Source organism: Segatella hominis (assembly GCF_019249725.2).
Lineage (GTDB): Bacteria > Bacteroidota > Bacteroidia > Bacteroidales > Bacteroidaceae > Prevotella.
Genome location: NZ_CP137559.1, coordinates 1,575,519 through 1,597,725, shown reverse-complemented (window position 1 = coordinate 1,597,725; position 22,207 = coordinate 1,575,519). Strand labels below are relative to the sequence as shown.

At 44.1% G+C, this 22,207-nt stretch carries 16 protein-coding genes; 15 read left to right on the top strand and 1 reads right to left on the bottom strand.

Going from position 1 to position 22,207, the window contains the following annotated elements; genetic code table 11:
• Positions 1 to 361 precede the first annotated feature (361 nt).
• The 15 genes from KUA50_RS06630 to ilvC all read left to right on the top strand — a co-directional run bounded on the left by KUA50_RS06630 (position 362) and on the right by ilvC (position 20,145).
• Complete coding sequence (locus KUA50_RS06630) at positions 362 to 1,195, top strand: prephenate dehydratase (RefSeq protein ID WP_022111264.1); 834 nt, start codon at positions 362 to 364, stop codon at positions 1,193 to 1,195.
• Between the two features lie 64 nt (positions 1,196 to 1,259).
• The gene (locus KUA50_RS06625; protein WP_218456673.1) at positions 1,260 to 2,432 is read left to right on the top strand and encodes a pyridoxal phosphate-dependent aminotransferase; all 1,173 of its coding nucleotides are present in this window, start codon (positions 1,260 to 1,262) and stop codon (positions 2,430 to 2,432) included.
• Positions 2,433 to 2,453: 21 nt separating this feature from the next.
• Positions 2,454 to 3,521 carry a bifunctional 3-deoxy-7-phosphoheptulonate synthase/chorismate mutase type II gene (locus KUA50_RS06620; protein WP_118117106.1) on the top strand — a complete coding sequence of 356 codons (1,068 nt, stop codon included), beginning with the start codon at positions 2,454 to 2,456 and terminating at the stop codon, positions 3,519 to 3,521.
• A gap of 41 nt (positions 3,522 to 3,562) precedes the next feature.
• A complete protein-coding gene (locus KUA50_RS06615) occupies positions 3,563 to 4,360 on the top strand; it encodes a prephenate dehydrogenase/arogenate dehydrogenase family protein (RefSeq protein WP_118117107.1) in 798 nt (265 codons plus the stop codon).
• A gap of 75 nt (positions 4,361 to 4,435) precedes the next feature.
• A complete protein-coding gene (locus KUA50_RS06610) occupies positions 4,436 to 5,854 on the top strand; it encodes an NAD(P)-dependent oxidoreductase (protein WP_256624218.1) in 1,419 nt (472 codons plus the stop codon).
• A gap of 185 nt (positions 5,855 to 6,039) precedes the next feature.
• On the top strand, positions 6,040 to 6,648 hold the full coding sequence (locus KUA50_RS06605) for a hypothetical protein (protein WP_256624217.1): 609 nt from the start codon (positions 6,040 to 6,042) through the stop codon (positions 6,646 to 6,648).
• A gap of 144 nt (positions 6,649 to 6,792) precedes the next feature.
• A complete protein-coding gene (gene ffh / locus KUA50_RS06600; protein WP_218456672.1) occupies positions 6,793 to 8,145 on the top strand; it encodes a signal recognition particle protein in 1,353 nt (450 codons plus the stop codon).
• A 30-nt stretch (positions 8,146 to 8,175) separates the two neighbouring features.
• A complete protein-coding gene (gene folD / locus KUA50_RS06595; protein WP_218456671.1) occupies positions 8,176 to 9,054 on the top strand; it encodes a bifunctional methylenetetrahydrofolate dehydrogenase/methenyltetrahydrofolate cyclohydrolase FolD in 879 nt (292 codons plus the stop codon).
• Positions 9,055 to 9,272: 218 nt separating this feature from the next.
• Complete coding sequence (locus KUA50_RS06590) at positions 9,273 to 11,894, top strand: alpha-L-arabinofuranosidase C-terminal domain-containing protein (RefSeq protein WP_256624216.1); 2,622 nt, start codon at positions 9,273 to 9,275, stop codon at positions 11,892 to 11,894.
• Positions 11,895 to 12,155: 261 nt separating this feature from the next.
• The gene (locus KUA50_RS06585; protein WP_218456670.1) at positions 12,156 to 13,289 is read left to right on the top strand and encodes an OmpA family protein; all 1,134 of its coding nucleotides are present in this window, start codon (positions 12,156 to 12,158) and stop codon (positions 13,287 to 13,289) included.
• 381 nt (positions 13,290 to 13,670) lie between these two features.
• Positions 13,671 to 15,473 carry a dihydroxy-acid dehydratase gene (gene ilvD / locus KUA50_RS06580; protein WP_218456669.1) on the top strand — a complete coding sequence of 601 codons (1,803 nt, stop codon included), beginning with the start codon at positions 13,671 to 13,673 and terminating at the stop codon, positions 15,471 to 15,473.
• Positions 15,474 to 15,581: 108 nt separating this feature from the next.
• Positions 15,582 to 17,297: a biosynthetic-type acetolactate synthase large subunit gene (gene ilvB / locus KUA50_RS06575; protein WP_218456668.1), complete on the top strand. Its 1,716-nt coding sequence runs from the start codon at positions 15,582 to 15,584 to the stop codon at positions 17,295 to 17,297.
• Between the two features lie 89 nt (positions 17,298 to 17,386).
• Entirely contained in the window at positions 17,387 to 17,932 is a 546-nt protein-coding gene (ilvN, locus tag KUA50_RS06570; RefSeq protein ID WP_022111276.1) for an acetolactate synthase small subunit, read from the top strand.
• A gap of 188 nt (positions 17,933 to 18,120) precedes the next feature.
• Positions 18,121 to 18,909 (top strand): acyl-[acyl-carrier-protein] thioesterase, encoded by a 789-nt coding sequence (locus KUA50_RS06565; protein WP_218456667.1) that lies wholly within the window; start codon positions 18,121 to 18,123, stop codon positions 18,907 to 18,909.
• A gap of 192 nt (positions 18,910 to 19,101) precedes the next feature.
• A complete protein-coding gene (gene ilvC, locus KUA50_RS06560) occupies positions 19,102 to 20,145 on the top strand; it encodes a ketol-acid reductoisomerase (protein WP_118117152.1) in 1,044 nt (347 codons plus the stop codon).
• Positions 20,146 to 20,263: 118 nt separating this feature from the next.
• Here ilvC and KUA50_RS06555 read toward each other — a convergent pair whose 3' ends face one another.
• Positions 20,264 to 22,165 carry an ATP-dependent DNA helicase RecQ gene (locus KUA50_RS06555; protein ID WP_218456666.1) on the bottom strand — a complete coding sequence of 634 codons (1,902 nt, stop codon included), beginning with the start codon at positions 22,163 to 22,165 and terminating at the stop codon, positions 20,264 to 20,266.
• Positions 22,166 to 22,207: the final 42 nt, after the last annotated feature.

Below are 22,207 nucleotides of genomic sequence, written 5' to 3'. Positions count from 1 at the left end.
CGTATTTTTATGATAAAAATCGGTTGAAAGTAGGGAATTTATCGAAAAATATAAGCAAAATGTAGAAAAAACTATCAATTTGTTTGGTGGTATCAGAAAAAAACACTACTTTTGCAAGCGTATAATATCAAACAATTAAAACAAGAAAGAATATGAAGTTTAATGCGTACTATTTTAGCTTTTACTTTTACTTTGCAAGCAATTGTAAAGCGGGAAGTTGCGTGTAAATTTCAACTTAGGATATAAGATTAAGAAATCTATCGAAACGGTCCCGCTCTATATGGAGCAGGACCGTTTTTCGTAAGAGTCTTCTTCTGGATGAGTCTTGAGGATATTCAAACTAATAAAAGAAAAAGAGGCAATGAAGAGAATAGCAATACAAGGTGAGTTAGGATCATTTCATGACATTACTGCGCATGAGTATTTCGAGGGCGAGCAGATAGAGTTGATTTGCTGTGCTACCTTCGAAGAGGTGTTTGAGAACATCAAGCGTGATCCTACTGTCATCGGCATCACTGCCATCGAAAATACCATTGCTGGCAGTTTGCTTCACAACTATGAGTTGCTACGACAGAGTGGTACTACTGTGGTGGGTGAGCATAGGCTGCACATCGAACATAGTATCTGTTGTCTTCCGGAGGATGATTGGAGTACGCTCCAAGAGGTTCACTCTCATCCTGTTGCTTTGATGCAGTGCGGTAAGTTTCTTGCCAACCATCCCGACTTGAAGGCGGTGGAGGCTGAGGATACGGCGGGTTCGGCTGCTTATATTGCTAAACACCATGTGAGAGGGTGGGCGGCTATCTGCTCTTCTTATGCTGCTCAGATGTATGGCATGAAGGTGCTGCAGGAAGGTATCCACGATAATCCGCACAATTTTACCCGTTTTCTCGTGGTTTGCAATCCGCAGAAGGCTGCACTGCTTCGTCCGATAGAGAAAGCCAACAAGGCGAGCATCGTGTTCAGCCTCTCTCACGACAAGGGTTCTCTCTCCAAAGTGCTCACCATCTTGAGTTTCTATGATATCAACCTGACGAAGATTCAGTCTTTGCCTAATATCGGACACGAATGGGAGTATCTCTTCTATGTCGATTTGACTTTCGACAACCTTACCCGATACCGCCAGAGTATTGATGCTATTACTCCTCTGGTGAAGAAAATCAAGGTGTTGGGTGAATATGAGGAGAAAGAGTGAAGAATTCGTATGCTCTTGCAATTTTACATGAAACATTGAACATTAAAAATAAACATTAGATAAAATGATACAGCCAGCGAATAGAGTAACGGAAATTCAAGAATACTACTTCAGTAGAAAACTGAAGGAAGTGGCCAAGTTGAATGCCGAAGGAATGGATATTATCAGTCTTGCGATCGGTAGTCCGGATATGCCTCCTTCTAAGCAGACCATTGATAAATTGTGTGAGGTGGCACAGCGTCCTGATGCACATGGTTATCAGCCTACCGTGGGCATACCTGAGTTGCGCAAGGCAATGGCGGGTTTCTATAAGCGATGGTATAATGTGGATCTTGACTGGGCTACTGAGATTCAGCCGCTTATCGGTAGCAAAGAGGGAATCCTGCACGTTACGCTTGCCTTCTGCAATGTGGGCGATGAGGTGCTGATTCCAAACCCTGGTTATCCTACCTATACTGCCATTAATAAGATATTGGGTACCAAGATTACTTATTATGATCTGCGCGAGGATAATGGATGGCAACCGGACTTTGAGGCTTTGGAGAAGATGGACTTGAGTCGCGTGAAGTTGATGTGGACCAACTATCCGAACATGCCAACGGGTGGAAATGCCCGCATGGAAACTTACGAAAGATTGGTGGAATTTGCCAAGAAGCATGATATCGTGGTGGTGAATGACAATCCTTATTCGCTTGTGCTGAATGAGCATCCGATGAGTATCATGCAGGTGCCAGGGGCAAAAGAGTGCTGTATCGAGTTCAACTCTATGAGCAAGAGCCATAATATGCCAGGATGGCGTGTGGCGATGATCTCCAGCAACAAGACTTTCATCTCCTGGATCTTGAAGGTGAAGAGCAATATCGACAATGGTTCGTTCCGTGGTATTCAGTTGGCTGCTGCTGAGGCTTTCAATACGAATAGCGATGAATGGCATCATGAGTATAATATCGTGAACTATCGCCGTCGCCGTGATATCGCAGAGGAAATCATGAAGGTGATGGATTGTACTTTCGATCCGAATCAGGTGGGTATGTTCCTCTGGGGAAAGATACCGGAGAAATATGCTGATGTAGAGGATTTGACGGAGAAGGTGCTCCATGAAGCCCGTGTGTTTATCACCCCTGGTTTTATTTTCGGAAGCAACGGAAAACGCTATGTCCGTATCAGCCTGTGTGCTAAGGATGAGAAAATGAAGGAGGCGCTTGAAAGAATCAAGAGTGTGTTTGAAAAGAAATAAAAACAATTAAAATATACGACTATGGAATTAGAATTAGAACCATTGAATTTTCCTAGTGATCAGGAACGCCCTTGTGTGATTGCAGGTCCATGTTCTGCAGAGACAGAAGAGCAGGTTATGACAACAGCAAGACAGTTGGCTGCCAAGGGTTGCCATATGTTTAGAGCTGGTGTATGGAAGCCTCGCACCAAACCAGGCGGTTTTGAGGGAAATGGTGAGGCTGCTTTGCCTTGGATGAAGCAGGTGAAGGAGGAAACCGGTATGCTGACTGCTACTGAGGTGGCTACACCTGAGCATGTGGAGCTGGCCTTGAAGTATGGTATCGATATTCTATGGATTGGTGCACGTACTTCTGCCAATCCTTTTGCGATGCAGTCTCTTGCTGACAGTTTGAAAGGCGTGGATGTACCAGTATTGGTGAAAAACCCAGTAAACCCTGATTTGGAGTTGTGGATCGGTGCTCTCCAGCGTATCAATCAGGCTGGTATCAAGAAGTTGGGTGCTATCCATCGTGGTTTCTCCAGCTTTGATAAAAAGATTTATAGAAATCTTCCTATGTGGCAGATTCCTATTGAGTTGCATCGCCGTATTCCACAGTTGCCTATCATCTGTGATCCAAGCCATATCGGTGGTCGTCGTGATTTGATCGCTCCACTTTGTCAGCAGGCAATGGACCTTGGTTTTGATGGCTTGATCGTGGAGAGTCACTGCCAGCCTGATGATGCTTGGAGTGATGCTAAGCAGCAGGTTACTCCTGATGTTCTGGATTACATCCTGAGTCTCTTGGTGGTTCGTGATGAGCATTATTCTACTGAAGGTCTGCATCAGTTGCGTGGTCAGATTGATGAGTTGGACAACCAGTTGATGGATCTCTTGGCTAAGCGTATGCGTGTTTGCCGTGAGATTGGTACTTACAAGAAGGAGCACAATATGACCATCGTACAGACCAACCGTTACAATGAAATTCTGGACAAGCGCGGTGCACAGGCTGCCCTTTGTGGTATGAGCTCTGAGTTTGCTGCCCAGATCTTCGAGCATATCCATGAGGAAAGTGTTCGCCAGCAGTTGGAAATTTTGAATCAGAAGTAATATTTAAGTGAAGAGTGAAGAACGAAGAGTGAAGAATTAAAATGAGAATATTAATCATGGGAGCAGGTAAGATGGGAAGTTTTTTCATCGACCTGCTCAGCTTCGATCATGAGGTGGCAGTGTATGAGAAGGATGCTAAGCGCCTTCGTTTTACCTACAACTGTTACCGTTTCACCAAGATGGAGGAAGTAGAGATGTTTCGTCCGGAACTGGTCATCAATGCGGTGACGGTGAAATATACTTTGTCTGCTTTCGAAGAGGTGTTGCCTCATTTGTCGAAGGATTGTATCATCAGTGATATAGCTTCCGTGAAGACGGGTTTACAGGAGTTTTATGAGAAGAGCGGATTCCGCTATGTCAGTACGCACCCGATGTTTGGTCCTACGTTTGCCAATCTGAATCAACTTTCAGAGGAGAATGCGGTCATCATCAAGGAGGGCGACTACATGGGCAAGATCTTCTTTAAGGACTTGTATCAGAAGTTGGGATTGAGCCTGCATGAATATACTTTTGATGAGCACGACCAGACGGTGGCATATTCGCTGAGTATTCCTTTTGTCAGCACCTTTGCCTTTGCGGCTGTGATGAAGCATCAAGATGCACCTGGTACTACCTTTAAGCGCCACATGCAGATAGCCAAGGGTGTGTTGAATGAGGATGATTATCTCTTGCAGGAAATCCTTTTCAATCCTTATACTTCGGGACAGGTTTCTCAGATACGTGAAGAGTTGGCAGAGTTGATAGATATCATCGATCACAAGGATGCCAAACGCATGAAGCTCTTCCTGACGAAGATTCGTAACCATGTAAGGGAGGATATTGAAATCAAGGAGCATTGATGATTCGTAACTTTGCACCCGCAAACTATCTAAATGAAGAGTAGTGAAGTTCAATATCAAAAAAAGAAAAATATTATGAGTGAACAGATTGAACAACAGAATAACAAGGCTACGGATGCTCCTGTTTCTGCTGCCAATGAGCCAGCAGCTGCTTTCCAGGTTGTAAACGAGGGCTTTTCTACCCGTGAGGCAATCGAGGAGGCTAAGCGTTGTCTTCATTGTAAGGTCCCACAGTGCCGTAAAGGATGTCCGATAGAAAATGACATTCCTGAATTCGTACACGAGTTGTCGATGGGTAATATGGGAGCTGCCATGTCTATCATCAATGAAAAGAGTAACTTGCCTGCTATCTGCGGACGTGTTTGCCCTCATGAGAAGCAATGCCAGGGTCATTGTGTCTTGGGCAAGAAGGGTAAACCGGTACAGATTGGTAAACTGGAGCAGTTTATTGCTGATTTCGATACGAAGATGAAGTTGTCTCGTGAGAAACTTCCTCAGAAGACTCGTGGTCGTGTGGCTGTCATCGGTTCGGGGCCGGCTGGCTTGTCGGTTGCCGGTGATTTGGCACGTCAGGGCTTCAATGTAACCATCTTTGAAGGTCAGGCTGAACCGGGTGGTGTCTTGATGTATGGTATTCCTGAGTATCGTCTGCCAAAGAGTGTGGTGCGCGATGAGGTGAGCAAGATCGAGGCATTGGGCGTTCAGTTTATTACCAATTGTATGGTAGGCGAGAACAATGTAACTATTGACAGTCTTTTCCGTGCAGGATATGATGCGATCTTTATGGGAACGGGTACGAATGTGCCTCAGAATATGGATTCTACTCCTGGAAGCAAGTTGCATGGTGTAAGTCAGAGTACTTATTTCCTCCATAATGTGAATGCTTACAATGAGGGTGCCCTGACACGAGATATGGTGCCTTTGCGTGATGGCGAGAAGGTGGGTGTAATCGGTGGCGGTAATGTGGCCATGGATGCTGCCCGTACGGCTATTCGTCTGGGTGCTGATGTGACAGTGCTTTATCGTAAGACTCAGGAGGAGATGCCTGCTATTCAAAGCGAATATGAGGATGCTGTGAAAGAAGGTGTGAAGTTTGAGTGGAAAACTACTGTTGAGGCTTTCCTGAAAGGTAAGAACGGACGCTTGGGCAGTTGTGTGCTGAATACTCCTGATGGGGAGAAGGTAGAGAAATTTGATAGAATCTATCTGGCTATCGGCTCTCGTCCTGCAAACCGTATCGTTTCTACTACAGCTGGTATTGAGGTGGATGAAAAGGGCTATGTCAAGGTCGTAGATCGTCCGTTTGGTATGACTACCCGCCGTGGTGTCTTTGCTGGCGGTGATGTGGTGCATCGTCCTCAGACTGTGGTCTTGGCCATGAAGGCTGCCAAGGAAGTGGCTCAGGGTATTGCTCAGTATGTGGATGCCATCAAGTTGCTTGAGGAGGCTAAACGTATTGAGAAAAGTGGTACTACTGAGGTTGAAAATGAATAAGGAATTCTCTATCATATCGTGATTGATAGAATCGTATATAAGAGCAAGGCGTTTTGGCGACCTTGCTCTTTTTTTTTAGTTTGTGTTTTCTCCCTTAATTCTCCTTAAACTTTTTAAACTTCTGTGTTTATGTTTGGTCGTTTTCAAGTAATTATGTACTTTTGTGATAACTAAAAGTTATGATTATGAAGAGATTGATTATATGGTTCTTGGTGACATTCATGATGTTCGTGGAGGTGATGGCGCAGAAGACGTGTGTTGTTGCCAATGCGGAGGATCATGTGCCTATCAGGGAGGCTCTTATCCATACCAACAATAACCATTGGGCGCGTACGGACTATCGGGGATACTGGTCTATGAAATATCAGTTTGATAGTGCTACGGTTTCTAAGTCGGGCTTCTTGAAGACGACTGTTTATCTGAAGGAATTGCCTGATACGGTTTTTCTGATTCCTGAGAGTACACAGTTGGGAACTGTGGAAGTCTGGGGTAAAGACCAGCAGCATGTCAAGGATATGGAAGACCAGGTGCAGCAGGCTGCAAGTATGATAGGTTCTGGAACTACTGGTATCGGTATTGACTTGGGGAATATGTTGGACAGTCGTGGTCGTCGCGACCAGAAACATCTGCGAAATGCCCGGAAAATATTGGGTGAATATGACAAGAAAGACCCGATAGTCTCTGCCTATGAACAGGCTACGGGCAAGCAGATACAGCTTTCTCCTCCCGGTATGAAAAAAGAAGAGGAAAGTGTCCCGGAATTGGAGAAAAATGAAAAGGAATCCCTGAAATAGAGGTGATAAAATGGCTATAATATACTCGATTGCCCAAAAAACAAGGCATGATGTTCTTGAATTGGTGTTTTTTATGATAAATTATACATGGAATTTCGGAAAAAAGTTGTAATTTTGTAGCCAAAATATAAAGAAGAATTAAACATGTTTGAAAATTTAAGTGATAGATTAGAGCGCTCTTTCAAAATATTGAAAGGTGAAGGTAAGATAACTGAAATCAACGTGGCTGAAACCATGAAGGATGTACGTCGTGCACTTTTGGATGCCGATGTTAACTTTAAGGTTGCCAAGGAGTTTACCAACTCTGTGAAGGAAAAGGCGCTGGGTATGAACGTGCTTACTGCCGTGAAGCCAGGACAGTTGATGGTGAAGTTGGTACACGATGAGCTGGCCGAGTTGATGGGAGGCGAAGAGGCTCCTTTGAAGCTCGAAGGCCATCCTGCCATTATCCTGATGAGTGGTTTGCAGGGTTCTGGTAAGACTACCTTCAGTGGTAAGCTCGCTAATATGCTGAAGACCAAGAAGGGAAAGAAACCATTGCTCGTAGCGTGCGACGTATATCGTCCTGCTGCTATCGACCAGTTGAAGGTGGTAGGTGAGCAAGTGGGAGTTCCTGTATATGCTGAGCCTGACAACAAGGATGTATGCGTGATTGCTGATCATGCCATCCAGCAGGCTAAGACCAATGGCAATGATGTGGTCATCGTCGATACTGCCGGCCGTCTTGCCATCGACGAGCAGATGATGAATGAGATCAGTAATCTGAAGAATCATTTGCACCCGGATGAAACCTTGTTTGTTGTTGACTCCATGACTGGTCAGGATGCTGTCAATACAGCGAAGGAGTTTAATGATCGCTTGGATTTCAATGGTGTTGTACTTACCAAACTTGATGGTGATACCCGTGGTGGTGCTGCGCTCAGTATCCGTACTGTGGTAACCAAGCCTATCAAGTTTATCGGTACTGGTGAAAAGATGGAAGCCATCGACGTGTTCCATCCAGCCCGTATGGCAGACCGTATCCTCGGTATGGGTGACGTCGTTTCACTCGTAGAGCGTGCACAGGAGCAGTTTGACTTAGAAGAGGCTAAGAAGTTGGAGAAGAAGATTCGCAAGAATCAGTTCGACTTCAATGACTTCTATGCTCAGATTCAGCAAATCAAGAAGATGGGTAATATCAAGGATTTGGCCAGCATGATTCCTGGAGTCGGCAAGGCTATCCGCGATGTTGATATCCCTGAGGATGCTTTCAAGGGTGTGGAGGCTATCATTCAGAGTATGACTCCTAAGGAGCGCTCAAATCCTGGCATCCTGAATACCAGTCGCCGTCAGCGTATCGCCAAGGGTTCTGGTACCAATATCCAGGAGGTGAACAAGCTCATCAAGCAGTTTGATCAGACTCGCAAGATGATGCAGATGATGACTGGCAACAAGATGGCACAGATGATGAGCCGCATGAAGGGTATGCCAGGTATGCCTAAGATGCCGGGAATGTGATTAAATACTTAACATTTAATATTGAATCAAATGCAGCTAATCGACGGAAAGGCGACGGCAGCCGCCATCAAGGAACAGATAGCCGAGGAGGTGAAGCAGATAGTAGCGCAAGGTGGCAAGCAACCTCATCTCGTGGCCGTGCTCGTGGGGCACGACGGAGGTAGCGAGACCTATGTGAAAAACAAGGTCTTGGCTTGTGAAAAGTGTGGATTTAAATCTACGCTAATCCGATTTGAAGATGACGTAACAGAAGAGGAACTTCTGGCTTGCGTTGACAAACTCAATCAGGATGATGATGTGGATGGATTCATCGTACAGTTGCCTTTGCCTAAGCATATTGATGAACAGAAGGTGACGATGGCGATAGACTATCGCAAGGATGTGGATGGTTTCCATCCTGTCAATGTGGGTAGAATGGCAATCGGTCTTCCTTGTTTCATTTCTGCTACTCCATTGGGTATTCTTACCTTGTTGCAGCATTATCATATCGAGACCAGTGGCAAGAAATGCGTAGTGCTCGGACGTAGCAATATCGTTGGCAAGCCTATGGCTCAACTGATGATGCAAAAGCAGTATGGTGATGCTACGGTAACAGTCTGTCATTCTCATTCCAAGAACTTGAAGGAGGAATGTCGTGAGGCTGATATCATCATCGCTGCTATCGGCAGACCGGATTTCGTAACGGCTGATATGGTGAAGCCGGGTGCAGTTGTAATCGATGTGGGTACAACGCGTGTACCGGATGTAACTAAAAAGAGCGGCTTCCGTCTCAATGGTGATGTGAAGTTTGATGAAGTAGCAGAGAAATGTTCTTTCATCACACCGGTTCCTGGTGGTGTAGGACCGATGACGATTTGTTCTTTGATGAAGAATACCCTTGCTGCTGGCAAAAAAGAATATTATAAGTAGGGGGTGAGGTCTGAGTCTGATAGCTATTACAGACAAGGCTGACCCATACTAAGAAGAAATACAAGTATCAAACAACTTATACTTGTAAGCGAAACAAGTAAGCTTAACAAATACTTGATTTTTTATAACTCTCTAATTTGGTCGGGGGCAGGGCGCAGTGATGCACTCGGCCCCCTTTTGGTAGATATATCTCTTATTAAAAACATAAATCAATGAATATGAACCATAAAATTTTATTGGCTTCTACAGCTATACTTTCCTTTACCTCGTTGATGGCGAGTGGCAAGTTGAATCCTAAGGTGGGTAATCCTGCCTTCTGGGATGAGCAGAATGCCCCTGCCTATTCCGTGATGGGTAAGGATACAACCTGTCAGGTGTTCTTGTATTCTCCTGATCCTACCCAGGGATTACATTTAGCGTATCTGACAGATAATGAAAAATGGATTGATGTGGGACAACTTTGTGCTTCTGATTATGGTCCTTGGGGATCGGGGAAGAAGATGTACAGTCCCTCTGTTGTACAGGCCAATGATGGTACTTGGCGTGCCTTGTGGAGTGTGGGGGAATCATTTCCGCAGTTTGCTGTGGCTTATTCCGAAGATTTGGTGACATGGCGTCCGCAGGATTATCCCATTGTGGCCGAGAAAGGTGTGAAATCACCTGTTGCTTACCAGATGGATGATGGTAATTTTGATATCTATATCAAGACGGCAAAGGGAAAACGCTATGTGCAGGCTTCTCAGGATTTCCGTACTTTTGTGGAAGATTCCTTGGAAGCTTCTGCCGATGAAATCCTATGGGATAAGGATTCGGTACTGATCAATGGTAAAATGCAGAAGGGTGATGAGTTTGAAATACCTGCTGTTCACCTGAATTATATCCGTGCTTGGTTTAAGGCCTTGGATGAGGAGAATCGGGAAAATAACCGTCAGATTCCAAAAAACAATCAAGAACTGGCTGCGCTTGTCAAGGAATATAATGACAGACTGGTTGACATGCATGGTGAAAAGGCTGTTCTTACCCAGATGGATGAGAGCGACAGGATAGAGGCGAAGTTGGTGGTTGACGGAAAACAAACGAAGCGTATCTCAGATAAGTTGATTGGTATTTTCTTTGAAGATATCAGTCGGGCTGCTGATGGCGGACTGTGTGCCGAACTTCTTCAAAACGGTGATTTTGAATACAACAAGGATGATAGAAAGCATTCGTGGAATGCAACGACTGCTTGGCAGGGAGTGGACTTGTCTTCTGTTTCCGTAGAAAACGGAGTGAGCAAAAATAATCCTCACTATGCGGTGTTGGGTGCTACACCTATTTATAATATAGGATGGGATGGCATTTCTATCCTGCGAGGTGCTCGTGATGCGAAGAAGGAAGGAAAGCATGCTGCTTCTTATTATGACGTGAGTTTGTATGCTCGTTGCCTGAATGGAAAGAATAAGCAACTCATGGTAGCTTTGGTTAATGAAGCGGGGGGTGTTATATCACAGGCTAAGGTGAAGGTTGTTGGCAATGAGTGGTCTGAATATAAGGCGCAACTGGCCATTACTGATAAATATCAGGGAAATCTCGAAGAGGGTAAAGGCATCCGCTTGGCCCTTATTCCAAAGGGAGAGACTCAGGTGGGTATTGATCTCGTGAGTCTGAAACCTCATGATACTTATAAAGGTCACGGACTCCGCAAGGATCTGGCAGAGAAAATCGCAGAACTCAAACCGAAGTTTGTACGCTTTCCTGGCGGTTGTATGTTGCATGGACAGGGTCTGGACAATATCTATCATTGGAAGGAAACGGTAGGACCTTTGAAGGATCGCAAACCAGCCAGAAATATCTGGAATTATCATCAGACCAGACAACTCGGTTTCTATGAGTATTTCCAATGGTGCGAGGATATGGGTGCAGAGCCATTGCCAGTATTGGCAGCTGGCGTACCTTGTCAGAATTCTCAGTCTAATGCGCAAGGACTCTGCGGTCAGCAGGGAGGTATTCCGATGGAACAGATGCCACAGTATGTACAGGATGTACTCGACCTGGTGGAGTGGGCGAATGGAGATCCTGCCACTTCTTCATGGGCCAAGATGCGTGCTGATGCAGGACATCCGGCTCCTTTCAATCTGAAGATGATTGGAATCGGAAACGAAGACCTGATTTCTACGACATTCAAGGAACGTTATCTGATGATATGCAAGGCCTTGAAGCAGAAATATCCTGATATCGAGGTGATAGGAACGGTAGGTCCTTTCCATTATCCTTCTTCAGATTATATGGAAGGTTGGAAGATTGCTAAGGAAAACCGACTGTATATAGATGCGGTAGATGAGCATTATTACGAAAAACCAGGTTGGTTTATCAATCATCAGGACTATTACGACCATTATGACCGTAGCATGCCTAAGGTATATCTCGGTGAATATGCAGCCAATGGAAACAATGAGGTGGATCGTGCCTTGGCAGAAGGTATTCATCTCTGTAATGTGGAACGTAATGGCGATGTGGTGGAAATGACCTCTTATGCACCTCTGCTTTGTAAGGAAGGTTATGCCAACTGGAATCCGGATATGATGTACTTTAATAATAATAAGGTACGCGCGACTGAAAGTTATCACGTGCAAAAGATGTTCTCTGTTCATTGTGGCGATGTTTATATAGCTTCAGATTTACAGTTGCCTGAGGTCTTGAAACGCTATGTAGGTGTCAGTGTCGTGAAGGACAGTAAGTCGGGAAAGGTTTGGTTGAAAGTTGTCAATGCCTTGCCACGAACCCTGAAGTTGAAGCTTTCTGGTTTGACTCAAAAAGAAATCGAAATAGGTCCTCGTCAATCGAATGTTTGGTCCTTGTAGATTTTTTTCTGAAAGGATATTTTGTGTGAGATGTGTATATATATCTAAAACCGATATAAAATATGCAAGAAAACCGATATGATTGTTCGAAAAAGGAATGAATATTGGCTTTTTTGCATGTTTTATAGGGTGAAATGTAAAAAATAGAGGAAAATATTTGGTAGTTAAAGTTTTTTTTTATTACTTTGCACTCGAATAAATATTTGTGCAGTATTTGCATGAAGAAATATAATGATATTATTTAACAAATTTTAGAGAGACATGAAAAAGTTAGTTTTATTGTTTGCTGCCGTAGCTATGGCAGTATCAGTATCAGCTCAGACTGTTACTGAAAGCAAGACTTTCGACAACTTCTACATCGGCGTTAATGGCGGTGTAATGACAAAGACAACAAATCACAGTTGGTTGAATAACCTCAACTCTAATGCTGGTCTTCGTATCGGTCGTTGGTTTACTCCAGTATTCGGTTTGGCTGCTGAGAGCAATGTTTACTTCAACGATCACAACGCATATCCATCAAAGACTACTGTTCGTTATATGAACACAAGCTTGATTGGTACTGTAAACTTGAGCAACTGGTTTGCTGGTTACAAGGGTGAGCCACGTACATTCGAGGTTATCCCTGTTTATGGTCTTGGTTGGGCACACTCTTTCGGTACAGCAAATAACTGGAATGCTTTGACTTCTAAGGCTGGTATCGATTTCGCAGTTAACTTCGGTGCTGACAAGGCATGGCAGTTCTATGTAGAGCCATCTATGAACTGGGCTTTGAATGGTGATGGTTATGAGGGTGTTGCTTATGACATCAACAAGTCTGGCTTCCAGTTGAACGCTGGTTTCATCTACAAGTTCAAGAACTCTAACGGTTCTCACAACTTCACAATCGCTCAGCTCCGTGATCAGTCTGAGATCGATGGTTTGAACAGCCAGATCAACGACCTCCGCAACGATTTGAATAACAAGGATTCTCAGCTCTCAGCTAAGGACAAGCAGATCAAGGATCTTCAGAACGCTCTTGACGAGTGCAACAAGAAGCCTAAGTATGTAAAGCCAGCTACAGCTACAAACTTGCAGCCTACTGTATTGTTCCAGCAGGGCAAGTTTAATGTAGAGAAGAGTCAGATGCCTAACATCGAGTTGATTTCTCAGTATATGAAGAATCACCCAGAGGCTAACATCGAGATTAAGGGTTATGCTTCTCCAGAGGGTCCTAAGGAGTTGAATCAGAAGCTTTCAGAGAAGCGTGCTGAGGCAGTTAAGAATGTATTGGTAAAGAAGTACAAGATTGCTGCTGACCGTTTGACAACTAAGGGTATGGGCGCAACAGACAAGCTTTTCAAGCAGGTTGAGTTCAACCGCGTTTCTACTTTCAACGACAACAGCGTTGCTGAGTAATAAATGCATTGATTAGATTTTTTTATCAAACATATAAATCCTCAAGGTTTTTGCCTTGGGGATTTTTTTGTTCCATCTGATGTTACTTTCTGTTCCATCGGATGTTTTTTCTGTTCCTGTAATTGTATGTTCATAATTGATGTGAGGTACAACCCAAGGAGGAGTGAAATAATATAGAAAATTTAGGTTATAGTTTTTGTATTTTTAGTTTATTTGAATGCTCAATTCTAACGGAAATGTGTAGTTTCTGTAATAAATCGAAAGTAAATCGTTGGTTTATGTTACGAAATTCGCAATAAAATGAAAGTTTATGTGAAATTTGTTGGTTATTACATAAATTCTCAGTATCTTTGCAGTCAAAATTGAAAATATAAAAACAATATGAAACATCCATTAAGAAGTAGCGTCTGTACTGAAGGCAGAAGAATGGCAGGTGCCCGTGCACTTTGGGTAGCTGCAGGTATGAAACATGAGCAGTTTGGCAAACCAATTATTGCTATTGTGAATAGCTTTACACAGTTTGTGCCTGGTCATACTCATCTTCATGAAATCGGTCAGATAGTCAAGAAGGAAATTGAGGCAATGGGTTGTTATGCAGCCGAATTTAATACCATCGCTGTAGATGATGGTATTGCTATGGGTCATGACGGAATGCTTTACTCTTTGCCAAGCCGTGACATTATCGCAGATTCTGTAGAGTATATGGTCAATGCTCATAAGGCTGATGCCATGATTTGTATCTCTAATTGTGATAAGGTGACTCCTGGTATGCTCATGGCATCTATGCGCTTGAACATTCCTACTATATTCTGCTCTGGCGGCCCTATGGAAGCTGGTCGTTGGAAGGGTGAGAATGCTGACTTGATTACAGCTATGATCAAGGGTGCTGACACCAGTGTTTCTGATGAGGAGATGAAGCAGATAGAACAATGTGCTTGTCCTGGTTGTGGTAGCTGTTCGGGTATGTTCACTGCCAATTCTATGAACTCGCTGACTGAGGCTATTGGTTTGAGTCTCCCAGGAAATGGTACAATCTTGGCAACACACAAGAATCGTATCCAACTCTTCAAGGATGCTGCTCGTCAGGTAGTGAAGAATGCTTATGCTTATTATGAGGATGGTGATGAGAGTGTTTTGCCACGTAATATTGCAACACGTGATGCTTTCCTCAATGCAATGACTCTCGATATCGCAATGGGTGGTAGTACCAATACGGTGCTTCATCTTTTAGCAGTAGCTCAGGAAGCTGGTGCTGATTTCAAGATGGAGGATATCGATCAGTTGAGCCGCAAGGTTCCTTGTCTCTGCAAGTTGGCTCCAAATACTCAGAAATATAGTGTTCAGGAGTGCAATCGTGCGGGTGGTATCATGGGTATCCTGAATGAGTTGAACAAGGGTGGCTTGATCAATGGTAGCGTAAAACGTGTTGATGGAAAGACACTTGATGAGCAGATGAAGAAATATGATATCACAGGTTCTGAGCTTGATCCAGAGGCAGATAGAATCTATCATTCTGCACCTGGTAGAAAATTCTCTACCCAGATGGGTAGTCAGGATGCTCAGTGGGAAAGTCTTGATACTGACCGCGAGAATGGATGTATCCGTGACTTGGAACATGCTTATACAAAGGATGGTGGTCTGGCTGTTCTCTTCGGTAATATCGCTCAGAATGGTTGTGTAGTGAAGACAGCGGGTGTGGATCCTGTACTTTGGCACTTTGAGGGTCCTGCGGTTTGCTTCGATTCTCAAGAGGATGCTTGTGAGGGTATTCTTGACGGAAAGGTTAACTCCGGTGACTGCGTGGTTATTACTCACGAGGGTCCTAAGGGTGGTCCAGGTATGCAGGAGATGCTGTATCCTACTTCTTACATCAAGAGCCGCCATTTGGGCAAGGAGTGTGCCCTGATTACTGATGGTCGTTTCTCTGGTGGTACATCCGGTTTGAGTATCGGTCATATTTCTCCAGAAGCAGCTGCCGGTGGTAATATCGGTAAGATTAAGGATGGTGATATCATTGTCATTGATATTCCAAGTCGTTCTATCAACGTGAAGTTGTCAGATGAAGAATTGGCAGCCCGTCCTCAGCAGCCTTTGAAGCGTAACCGTGTGGTAAGCAAGGCTTTGCGTGCATACGCTCAGAGTGTAAGTTCTGCAGACAAGGGTGGTGTCAGAATCATTGATTAAGATGAAAATATATAGTTTTTGAAATCTTCAGTAGAAAGGTAATGGGAAGTTCTGCTTGGATGATATAGAGTGGAATTTTCCCATTCCTTTGAAATAAATATAATAATAATGGCAAAAGAAGTAATAACAGGAGCAGAAGCGTTGATGCGCTCCCTGAAAGCTGAGGGTGTAACAACCATTTTCGGTTATCCGGGGGGAAGCATCATGCCAGTGTTTGATTCACTGTATGGTTACACGAGAGGAGAAAATAAGGTGTTTGATCACATCTTGGTACGTCACGAGCAGGCTGCTGCTCATGCTGCACAGGGCTATGCTCGAGTCAGCGGCGAAGTGGGCGTGACACTCGTGACCAGTGGTCCTGGAGCAACAAATACTTTGACTGGTATTGCTGATGCCATGATGGATTCTACACCTATCGTGGTTATTGCTGGTCAGGTAGGTGTAGGCGCCTTGGGAACGGATGCGTTCCAGGAGGTTGATCTGGTGGGTGTTACCCAACCTATCTCTAAATGGGCTTATCAGATTCGTCGTCCTGAGGATGTGGCTTGGGCTGTGAGCCGTGCTTTCTATATTGCCCGCAGCGGTCGTCCAGGTCCTGTCGTTCTCGACTTTACCAAGAATGCCCAGATTGCTACTTGTGAGTGGGAACCTGTGAAATGTGAGAAGGTTACCTCTTACAATCCTTATCCTGCCATAGATGCCAAGGCTGTAGAGGAGGCAGCTGAATTGATCAATAATGCCAAGCGCCCATTTGCGCTGGTAGGTCATGGCGTGGAATTGGGTGGTGCTCACAATGAGTTGATTGAATTTCTGGAGAAGGCTGATATTCCTGCAGGTCGTACGCTGCTCGGTCTTTCTGCTTTACCAAGCAATCATCCGTTGAATATGGGTATGCTCGGTATGCACGGTTCGTATGCTACCAACATGAAGACTCAGGAGTGTGATGTGCTGATCGCTATTGGTATGCGTTTCAGCGACCGTATTACTGGTGTTCCTTCCAAATATGCTAAGCAGGCTAAAATCATCCATCTGGATATAGACAAGGCTGAAATTGACAAGGTCATCAAGACGGATGTTGCTGTGATAGGTGACTGTAAGCAGACTTTGCCGGCAATTACCCGTTTGCTGAACAAGAATGTTCACCGTGAGTGGAGAGATTCATTCGAGGTTTATCGCCAGCAGGAGCAGGAGAAGGTAATCGAGAAGGATATCCATCCTACAGAGGGTCCTCTGCTGATGGGCGAGGTGACCAATGTGGTAACGGAAGCTACCCATAATGAGGCTGTTCTCGTGAACGACGTAGGTCAGAACCAGATGATCAGTAGCCGCTACTTCAAGTTCACCAAGAAACTGAGTATTGTTACCAGTGGTGGATTTGGAACTATGGGATTCGGTCTTCCTGCTGCTATCGGTGCAACCTTTGGTGCTCCAGACAGAACCATCTGCTGTTTCTTCGGTGATGGCGGTTTCCAGATGAATATCCAGGAATTGGGTACGATCATGGAGCAGCAGGCACCTGTGAAGATGATTCTCCTGAACAACAATTATCTTGGCAATGTACGTCAGTGGCAAGACCTGATGTTTGAAGGCCGTCGCTCCTTTACCCACATGCTGAACCCTCGTTATGAGGAAATAGCCAAGGCTTACGGCATTCCTTACGATGTGGTCATCGACCGCAAGGATCTGAAGGCGAAAGTGGAGAAGATGATTGCTACCAAGGGGCCTTACCTTCTGGAGTGCGCCATCAAGGAAGATGAGGACATCGTTCCGATGACCTTGCCTGGCAAGAGTGTTGATGAAATGCAGTTGGAACTTCATTACTAAAGTTCTCGATTCATATATATATATAATTAAGGTGTAACCAGCATTTTACAAAGTAAAGTGTAACAGACATTTTAGAAAGGAAAAATAAGATGGACAATAATAGTGACAAGAAATTATATACATTGCTTGTTTATTCAGAGAACATTGCGGGTATCCTGAATCAGATTACCGCAGTATTCACCCGCAGACAAGTAAATATCGAGAGCCTGAACGTATCGGCCAGCAGCATCAAGAATATCCACAAATATACCATTACGGTATGGAGTGATCCTGAGCAGATAGAGAAAATCAATAAGGCGATAGAGAAGAAAATCGATGTCGTGAAGAGTGATTACTATGCGGATGATCAGATTTTCATCCATGAGGTGGCTCTTTTCAAGATTTCAACTCCTGTTCTGCTGGAAAACCCTGAGGTTTCCCGTACAATCCGCAAGCATGATGCTCGTATGATGGAGGTTAATCCAACTTACAGTACGGTACTCTTGGCTGGTTTGACAGAGGATATTGCAGACTTGTTCCATAAGTTGAACAGTTTTGATTGTCTCTTGCAATATACCCGCTCAGGCCGTATTGCAGTCACAAGAAGTTTCGATGAGCCTATCTCAGATTATCTGAAGCAGAGTGCGGAGGAATAACAGAGATAGAGAAATATAGGGATAAGCGGGCTACGATCGTAAGACAGTTGTTCTACGGTTGTAGCTCGTTTGTTTTTATGAACGCCGTTAGCAGAAGAAATTCTCGGTCTTTTCTTTGGCATTCTCAATAAAAAATTGTAGATTTGCAAAGAATTTAAAAACAAGAAGGCATTTTTTTCGTATAAGATATGGAATTATTAAGTAAAGTAGGAAGATACGAGTTTCTTTCGGAACCTTTTCATTGTGACTTTTCCAGTCACCTGTTTATGGGGCATTTGGGCAATCATTTGTTGAATGCTGCCGATTTTCATAGCAACGACCGTGGTTATGGCATGAACTATCTCATGCCACGACATAAGACCTGGGTGCTTAGTCGCTTGGCCATTGAGATGACCGAGATGCCAAAGTCGTATGACAAGTTCTATGTTGAGACCTGGGTGGAGAATGCCATGAAGTATTTCACAGCCCGTGATTTCAAGATATGTGGTAAGCTTGCTGCTGATGAAGAAGAGGAGAAGGTATATGGCTATGGCAAGAGTGTGTGGGCGATGATAGATACTGAGACCCGACAGCCGGTAGATATATTCTCCATCCATGATGGACTTATCAAGGAGTATATCGAGGAAGAGAAAGAATGTCCTATAGCAGCCAGTTCTCGTGTCAAGATGTCTGCCGATGCCAAGTTTGTGCGCAGTATCGACACCTATTATAATGATGTAGATGTCAATGGACATATCAATTCAGTGAAATATATCGAACATATTCTTGATTTATTCGACTTGGATTACTACAAGACCCATTTTTTGCAGAGATTTGAAATTGCATACGTGGCAGAGAGTCATCAGGGCGACCGTCTCAATTTCTATCAGGAGGAAGTAAATGAGGGAGAATATTGCATAAAGATAACAAAAATCTGCAAAAATGACGCAAAAGAAGTCGAAGTTGTAAGAAGTAAAGCGAAATTTGTAAAAAAGTGAAAGAAAAATTTGGTAGTTTCATATTGATTTATTACCTTTGCACCCAGATAAGAAAATAAACCCAGAGCCGCCCTCTTGGATAGGGGGTGGACGGATCAAACAGGCATTCTTTGGATAAGAATTAGCTCGCATCCGTATGGACAAGTTAAACCCGCGGCTCCACAACGGCAAGCCGCACAAAAAAAAATAATTATGGCAGAAATGAATTTCGGTGGCGTAATGGAAACTGTTGTCACCAGTCATGAATTTTCATTGGAGAAAGCACGTGAAGTATTGAAGAACGAAACTATCGCAGTTATCGGTTATGGTATTCAGGGTCCTGGTCAGGCTTGTAACCTTCGCGATAATGGTTTCAATGTCATCGTTGGACAGCGTCAGGGTAAAACCTATGAGAAGTGTCTGAAGGATGGTTGGGTTCCTGGTAAGACTTTGTTCTCTATCGAGGAAGCTGCAGAAAAGGGTACTATCATCTGTATGTTGCTTTCTGATGCCGGTCAGATTGCTTGCTGGCCAAAAATCAAGCCACACCTCACAGCAGGTAAGACTTTGTATTATTCACATGGTTTCGCTATCAACTGGAGCGATCGCACAGGCGTAGTTCCACCTAAGGATATTGATGTTATCATGGTTGCACCTAAGGGTTCTGGTACTTCTCTCCGCACAATGTTCTGCGAGGGTCGTGGTTTGAACTGCTCTTACGCTGTATATCAGGATGCATCTGGTAAAGCAGAGGAAAAGACTATTGCATTCGGTATCGGTATCGGTGCAGGATATTTGTTCAAGACTACATTCCAGCGTGAGGCTACTTCTGACCTTACTGGTGAGCGTGGTTCTTTGATGGGTGCTATCGAGGGTCTTTTGGAGGCTCAGTACGATGTACTTCGTGAGAACGGTCACTCTCCATCTGAGGCTTTCAACGAGACTGTTGAGGAGCTGACTCAGAGCCTTGGCCCTCTCTTCGGTGAGAAGGGTATGGATTGGATGTATGCTAACTGTTCTACAACTGCACAGCGTGGTGCTCTTGACTGGGCTCCTCGTTTCCGTGAGGCTATCAAGCCTGTTATGGAGTGGTTGTATTACTCTGTTAAGACTGGTAATGAGGCTCAGATTTCTATCGACAAGAACTCTCAGGCTGATTACCGTGAGAAGTTGAACGCTGAACTCGAGGCTATGCGCAACAAGGAAATGTGGCAGGCTGGTGTTACAGTTCGTAAACTTCGTCCAGAAAATAACTAATTTTTTTCTCGTACATAATGTTGGAAAGGGAATGGTCCGCGAGGGGTCGTTCCCTTTTTGTTGTTTATCTCTTTTTGTTGTTTATCTCTTTTTGTTTTGTTTATTTTTTTTGTTAGTTTTACAGATAGATATAACTGCCGTCTATATGTATCTGGTTTTCTGATACCAGCATTTCTAAAGCATTTTCTAACTGCTGGCTCGGTACTTGTATCTCTCTTAATTCTGTAATGTGGTGTTTCTTTTGATCACCTAATATCTGGAGAATACTTTCTTTTGCCTTTTCAAACATCTGTTTGGCTACAGAATCGTTGTCTTTGTGTTCCAGACAGACATCGCATTGCTTGCAATCCTCCTTGGTTTCTTCTCCGAAATAGCGTAAGAGTTGTCGTGAACGGCAGATAAAGTCTGTTTGTGCATATGCTATCATACTGTTGATACGTTTTACGAATTGTTCTTTTCTGTTTTCGTATGCTTCTTGGGTGATGACGACCTTATCTCCATCAATTCTATCCCGGGTATAGGTGATATACGGGATTTTTCTACGAGGAACGAAAGTGATGATATGTTTGGTGGCAAGGCATTTCAATGCGAAATATACCTGCTGGATACTCAATTCTGCCTGTTGGGCTATCAGAGATTCGTCGATATATACGAAGTCTGTGAAGAGTCCTCCGTAAACGCGTAGGAGGGACGTGACAACCTGGTCTTCATTTTCTGACAGATTATCCAGTAGATAAAGGTCGCTTCTGTTCAGGTTGAACATGAGGCGGGCTTTCCCGTCGGGATTGTCTTCGTAATGAATGTAACCACACTGTTCCAGTATTCTCAAAGCAGCATCTACTTTTGTAGGGTAATACTTATAGATATAGCTGAATTTCTCTATGTTGAATTCGAAAGTTTTTCCGCAACCGCTCCCCACACCTATTTGGAAGAAATAGGCGAGGTGTTCGTAGATATCCCTGATTAGTTCTTTCTCAGGAAAGGTATCGTTGATGCGTTTGGTCAGTTTGCGTTCGTCGCTGGCATCATAGAGTAGTACTGCGTATGATTTGTTGCCATCTCTACCCGCACGACCAGCCTCCTGGAAATAAGCTTCCAGAGAGTCTGGGCAATCTATATGGATGACCATTCTCACATCGGGTTTGTCGATACCCATACCGAAGGCATTGGTAGCAACCATCACTCTTATCTGATCTTCCTGCCACTCTCTCTGTCGTTCATCCTTTACGGCAGGGTCAAGTCCTGCATGATAGAAAGTGGCAGGGATGCCGTTCTTATTGAGGATTTCTGCTATTTCCTTCGTACGGCGGCGGCTTCTAACATAGATGATGGCAGAACCCTGTACACATTTCAGGATATGAACCATTTCGCCATGCTTGTCGGTCGTAATGCGTACAATATATGCCAGGTTTTTGCGTTCAAAACTCATTTTGAACACATTCTTTTCTGAAAACTGGAGTTGGTTCTGGATATCATCTACGACTTCTGGGGTAGCCGTGGCAGTAAGTGCCAGGATAGGTGTTCCCGGTTTCAGCTTTCTGATATCTGAAATCTTCAGATAAGAAGGACGGAAATCATATCCCCACTGACTGATGCAGTGGGCTTCATCCACTGTGATAAAGCTTACTTTGATGTGGCGTAATTTGGTCTGGAAAATATCCGTAGAAAGTCTTTCTGGAGAGACATACAGAATCTTGACTCCGCCAAAGATACAATTCTCAAGTGTCTGTATGATTTCACTTCTGGATCTGTCGGCATAGATAGCATCTGCCAGGATACCGCGTTCCTTGAGGTGGCTAACCTGGTCTTTCATGAGGGCTATGAGGGGCGTAATCACGATGCAAACGCCATCCTGGGCGAGTGCAGGAACCTGAAAAGTGATGGATTTTCCACCACCAGTAGGCATAAGACCGAGGGTATCCTTACCCTGTGATATACTTTCGATAATGTCTCTCTGTATGCCACGGAAGTCAGGATACCCCCAGTATGTTCGCAATATCTCTTGAAATTTATCTGTCATTTAGTCATTTGGGTCTGTTGGAGTCAGAAATCAGGAGTTTTC

What these genes read in the sequence shown, in the direction of transcription:
- ilvC (WP_118117152.1), top strand. Translation starts at nt 19,102, where the DNA reads ATGGCAGAAATGAATTTCGGTGGCGTAATGGAAACTGTTGTCACCAGT.
- KUA50_RS06605 (WP_256624217.1), top strand. Translation starts at nt 6,040, where the DNA reads ATGAAGAGATTGATTATATGGTTCTTGGTGACATTCATGATGTTCGTG.
- KUA50_RS06590 (WP_256624216.1), top strand. Translation starts at nt 9,273, where the DNA reads ATGAACCATAAAATTTTATTGGCTTCTACAGCTATACTTTCCTTTACC.
- folD (WP_218456671.1), top strand. Translation starts at nt 8,176, where the DNA reads ATGCAGCTAATCGACGGAAAGGCGACGGCAGCCGCCATCAAGGAACAG.
- KUA50_RS06610 (WP_256624218.1), top strand. Translation starts at nt 4,436, where the DNA reads ATGAGTGAACAGATTGAACAACAGAATAACAAGGCTACGGATGCTCCT.
- KUA50_RS06615 (WP_118117107.1), top strand. Translation starts at nt 3,563, where the DNA reads ATGAGAATATTAATCATGGGAGCAGGTAAGATGGGAAGTTTTTTCATC.
- KUA50_RS06555 (WP_218456666.1), bottom strand. Translation starts at nt 22,165, where the DNA reads ATGACAGATAAATTTCAAGAGATATTGCGAACATACTGGGGGTATCCT.
- ilvN (WP_022111276.1), top strand. Translation starts at nt 17,387, where the DNA reads ATGGACAATAATAGTGACAAGAAATTATATACATTGCTTGTTTATTCA.
- ilvD (WP_218456669.1), top strand. Translation starts at nt 13,671, where the DNA reads ATGAAACATCCATTAAGAAGTAGCGTCTGTACTGAAGGCAGAAGAATG.
- KUA50_RS06625 (WP_218456673.1), top strand. Translation starts at nt 1,260, where the DNA reads ATGATACAGCCAGCGAATAGAGTAACGGAAATTCAAGAATACTACTTC.
- ilvB (WP_218456668.1), top strand. Translation starts at nt 15,582, where the DNA reads ATGGCAAAAGAAGTAATAACAGGAGCAGAAGCGTTGATGCGCTCCCTG.
- KUA50_RS06620 (WP_118117106.1), top strand. Translation starts at nt 2,454, where the DNA reads ATGGAATTAGAATTAGAACCATTGAATTTTCCTAGTGATCAGGAACGC.
- ffh (WP_218456672.1), top strand. Translation starts at nt 6,793, where the DNA reads ATGTTTGAAAATTTAAGTGATAGATTAGAGCGCTCTTTCAAAATATTG.
- KUA50_RS06585 (WP_218456670.1), top strand. Translation starts at nt 12,156, where the DNA reads ATGAAAAAGTTAGTTTTATTGTTTGCTGCCGTAGCTATGGCAGTATCA.
- KUA50_RS06565 (WP_218456667.1), top strand. Translation starts at nt 18,121, where the DNA reads ATGGAATTATTAAGTAAAGTAGGAAGATACGAGTTTCTTTCGGAACCT.
- KUA50_RS06630 (WP_022111264.1), top strand. Translation starts at nt 362, where the DNA reads ATGAAGAGAATAGCAATACAAGGTGAGTTAGGATCATTTCATGACATT.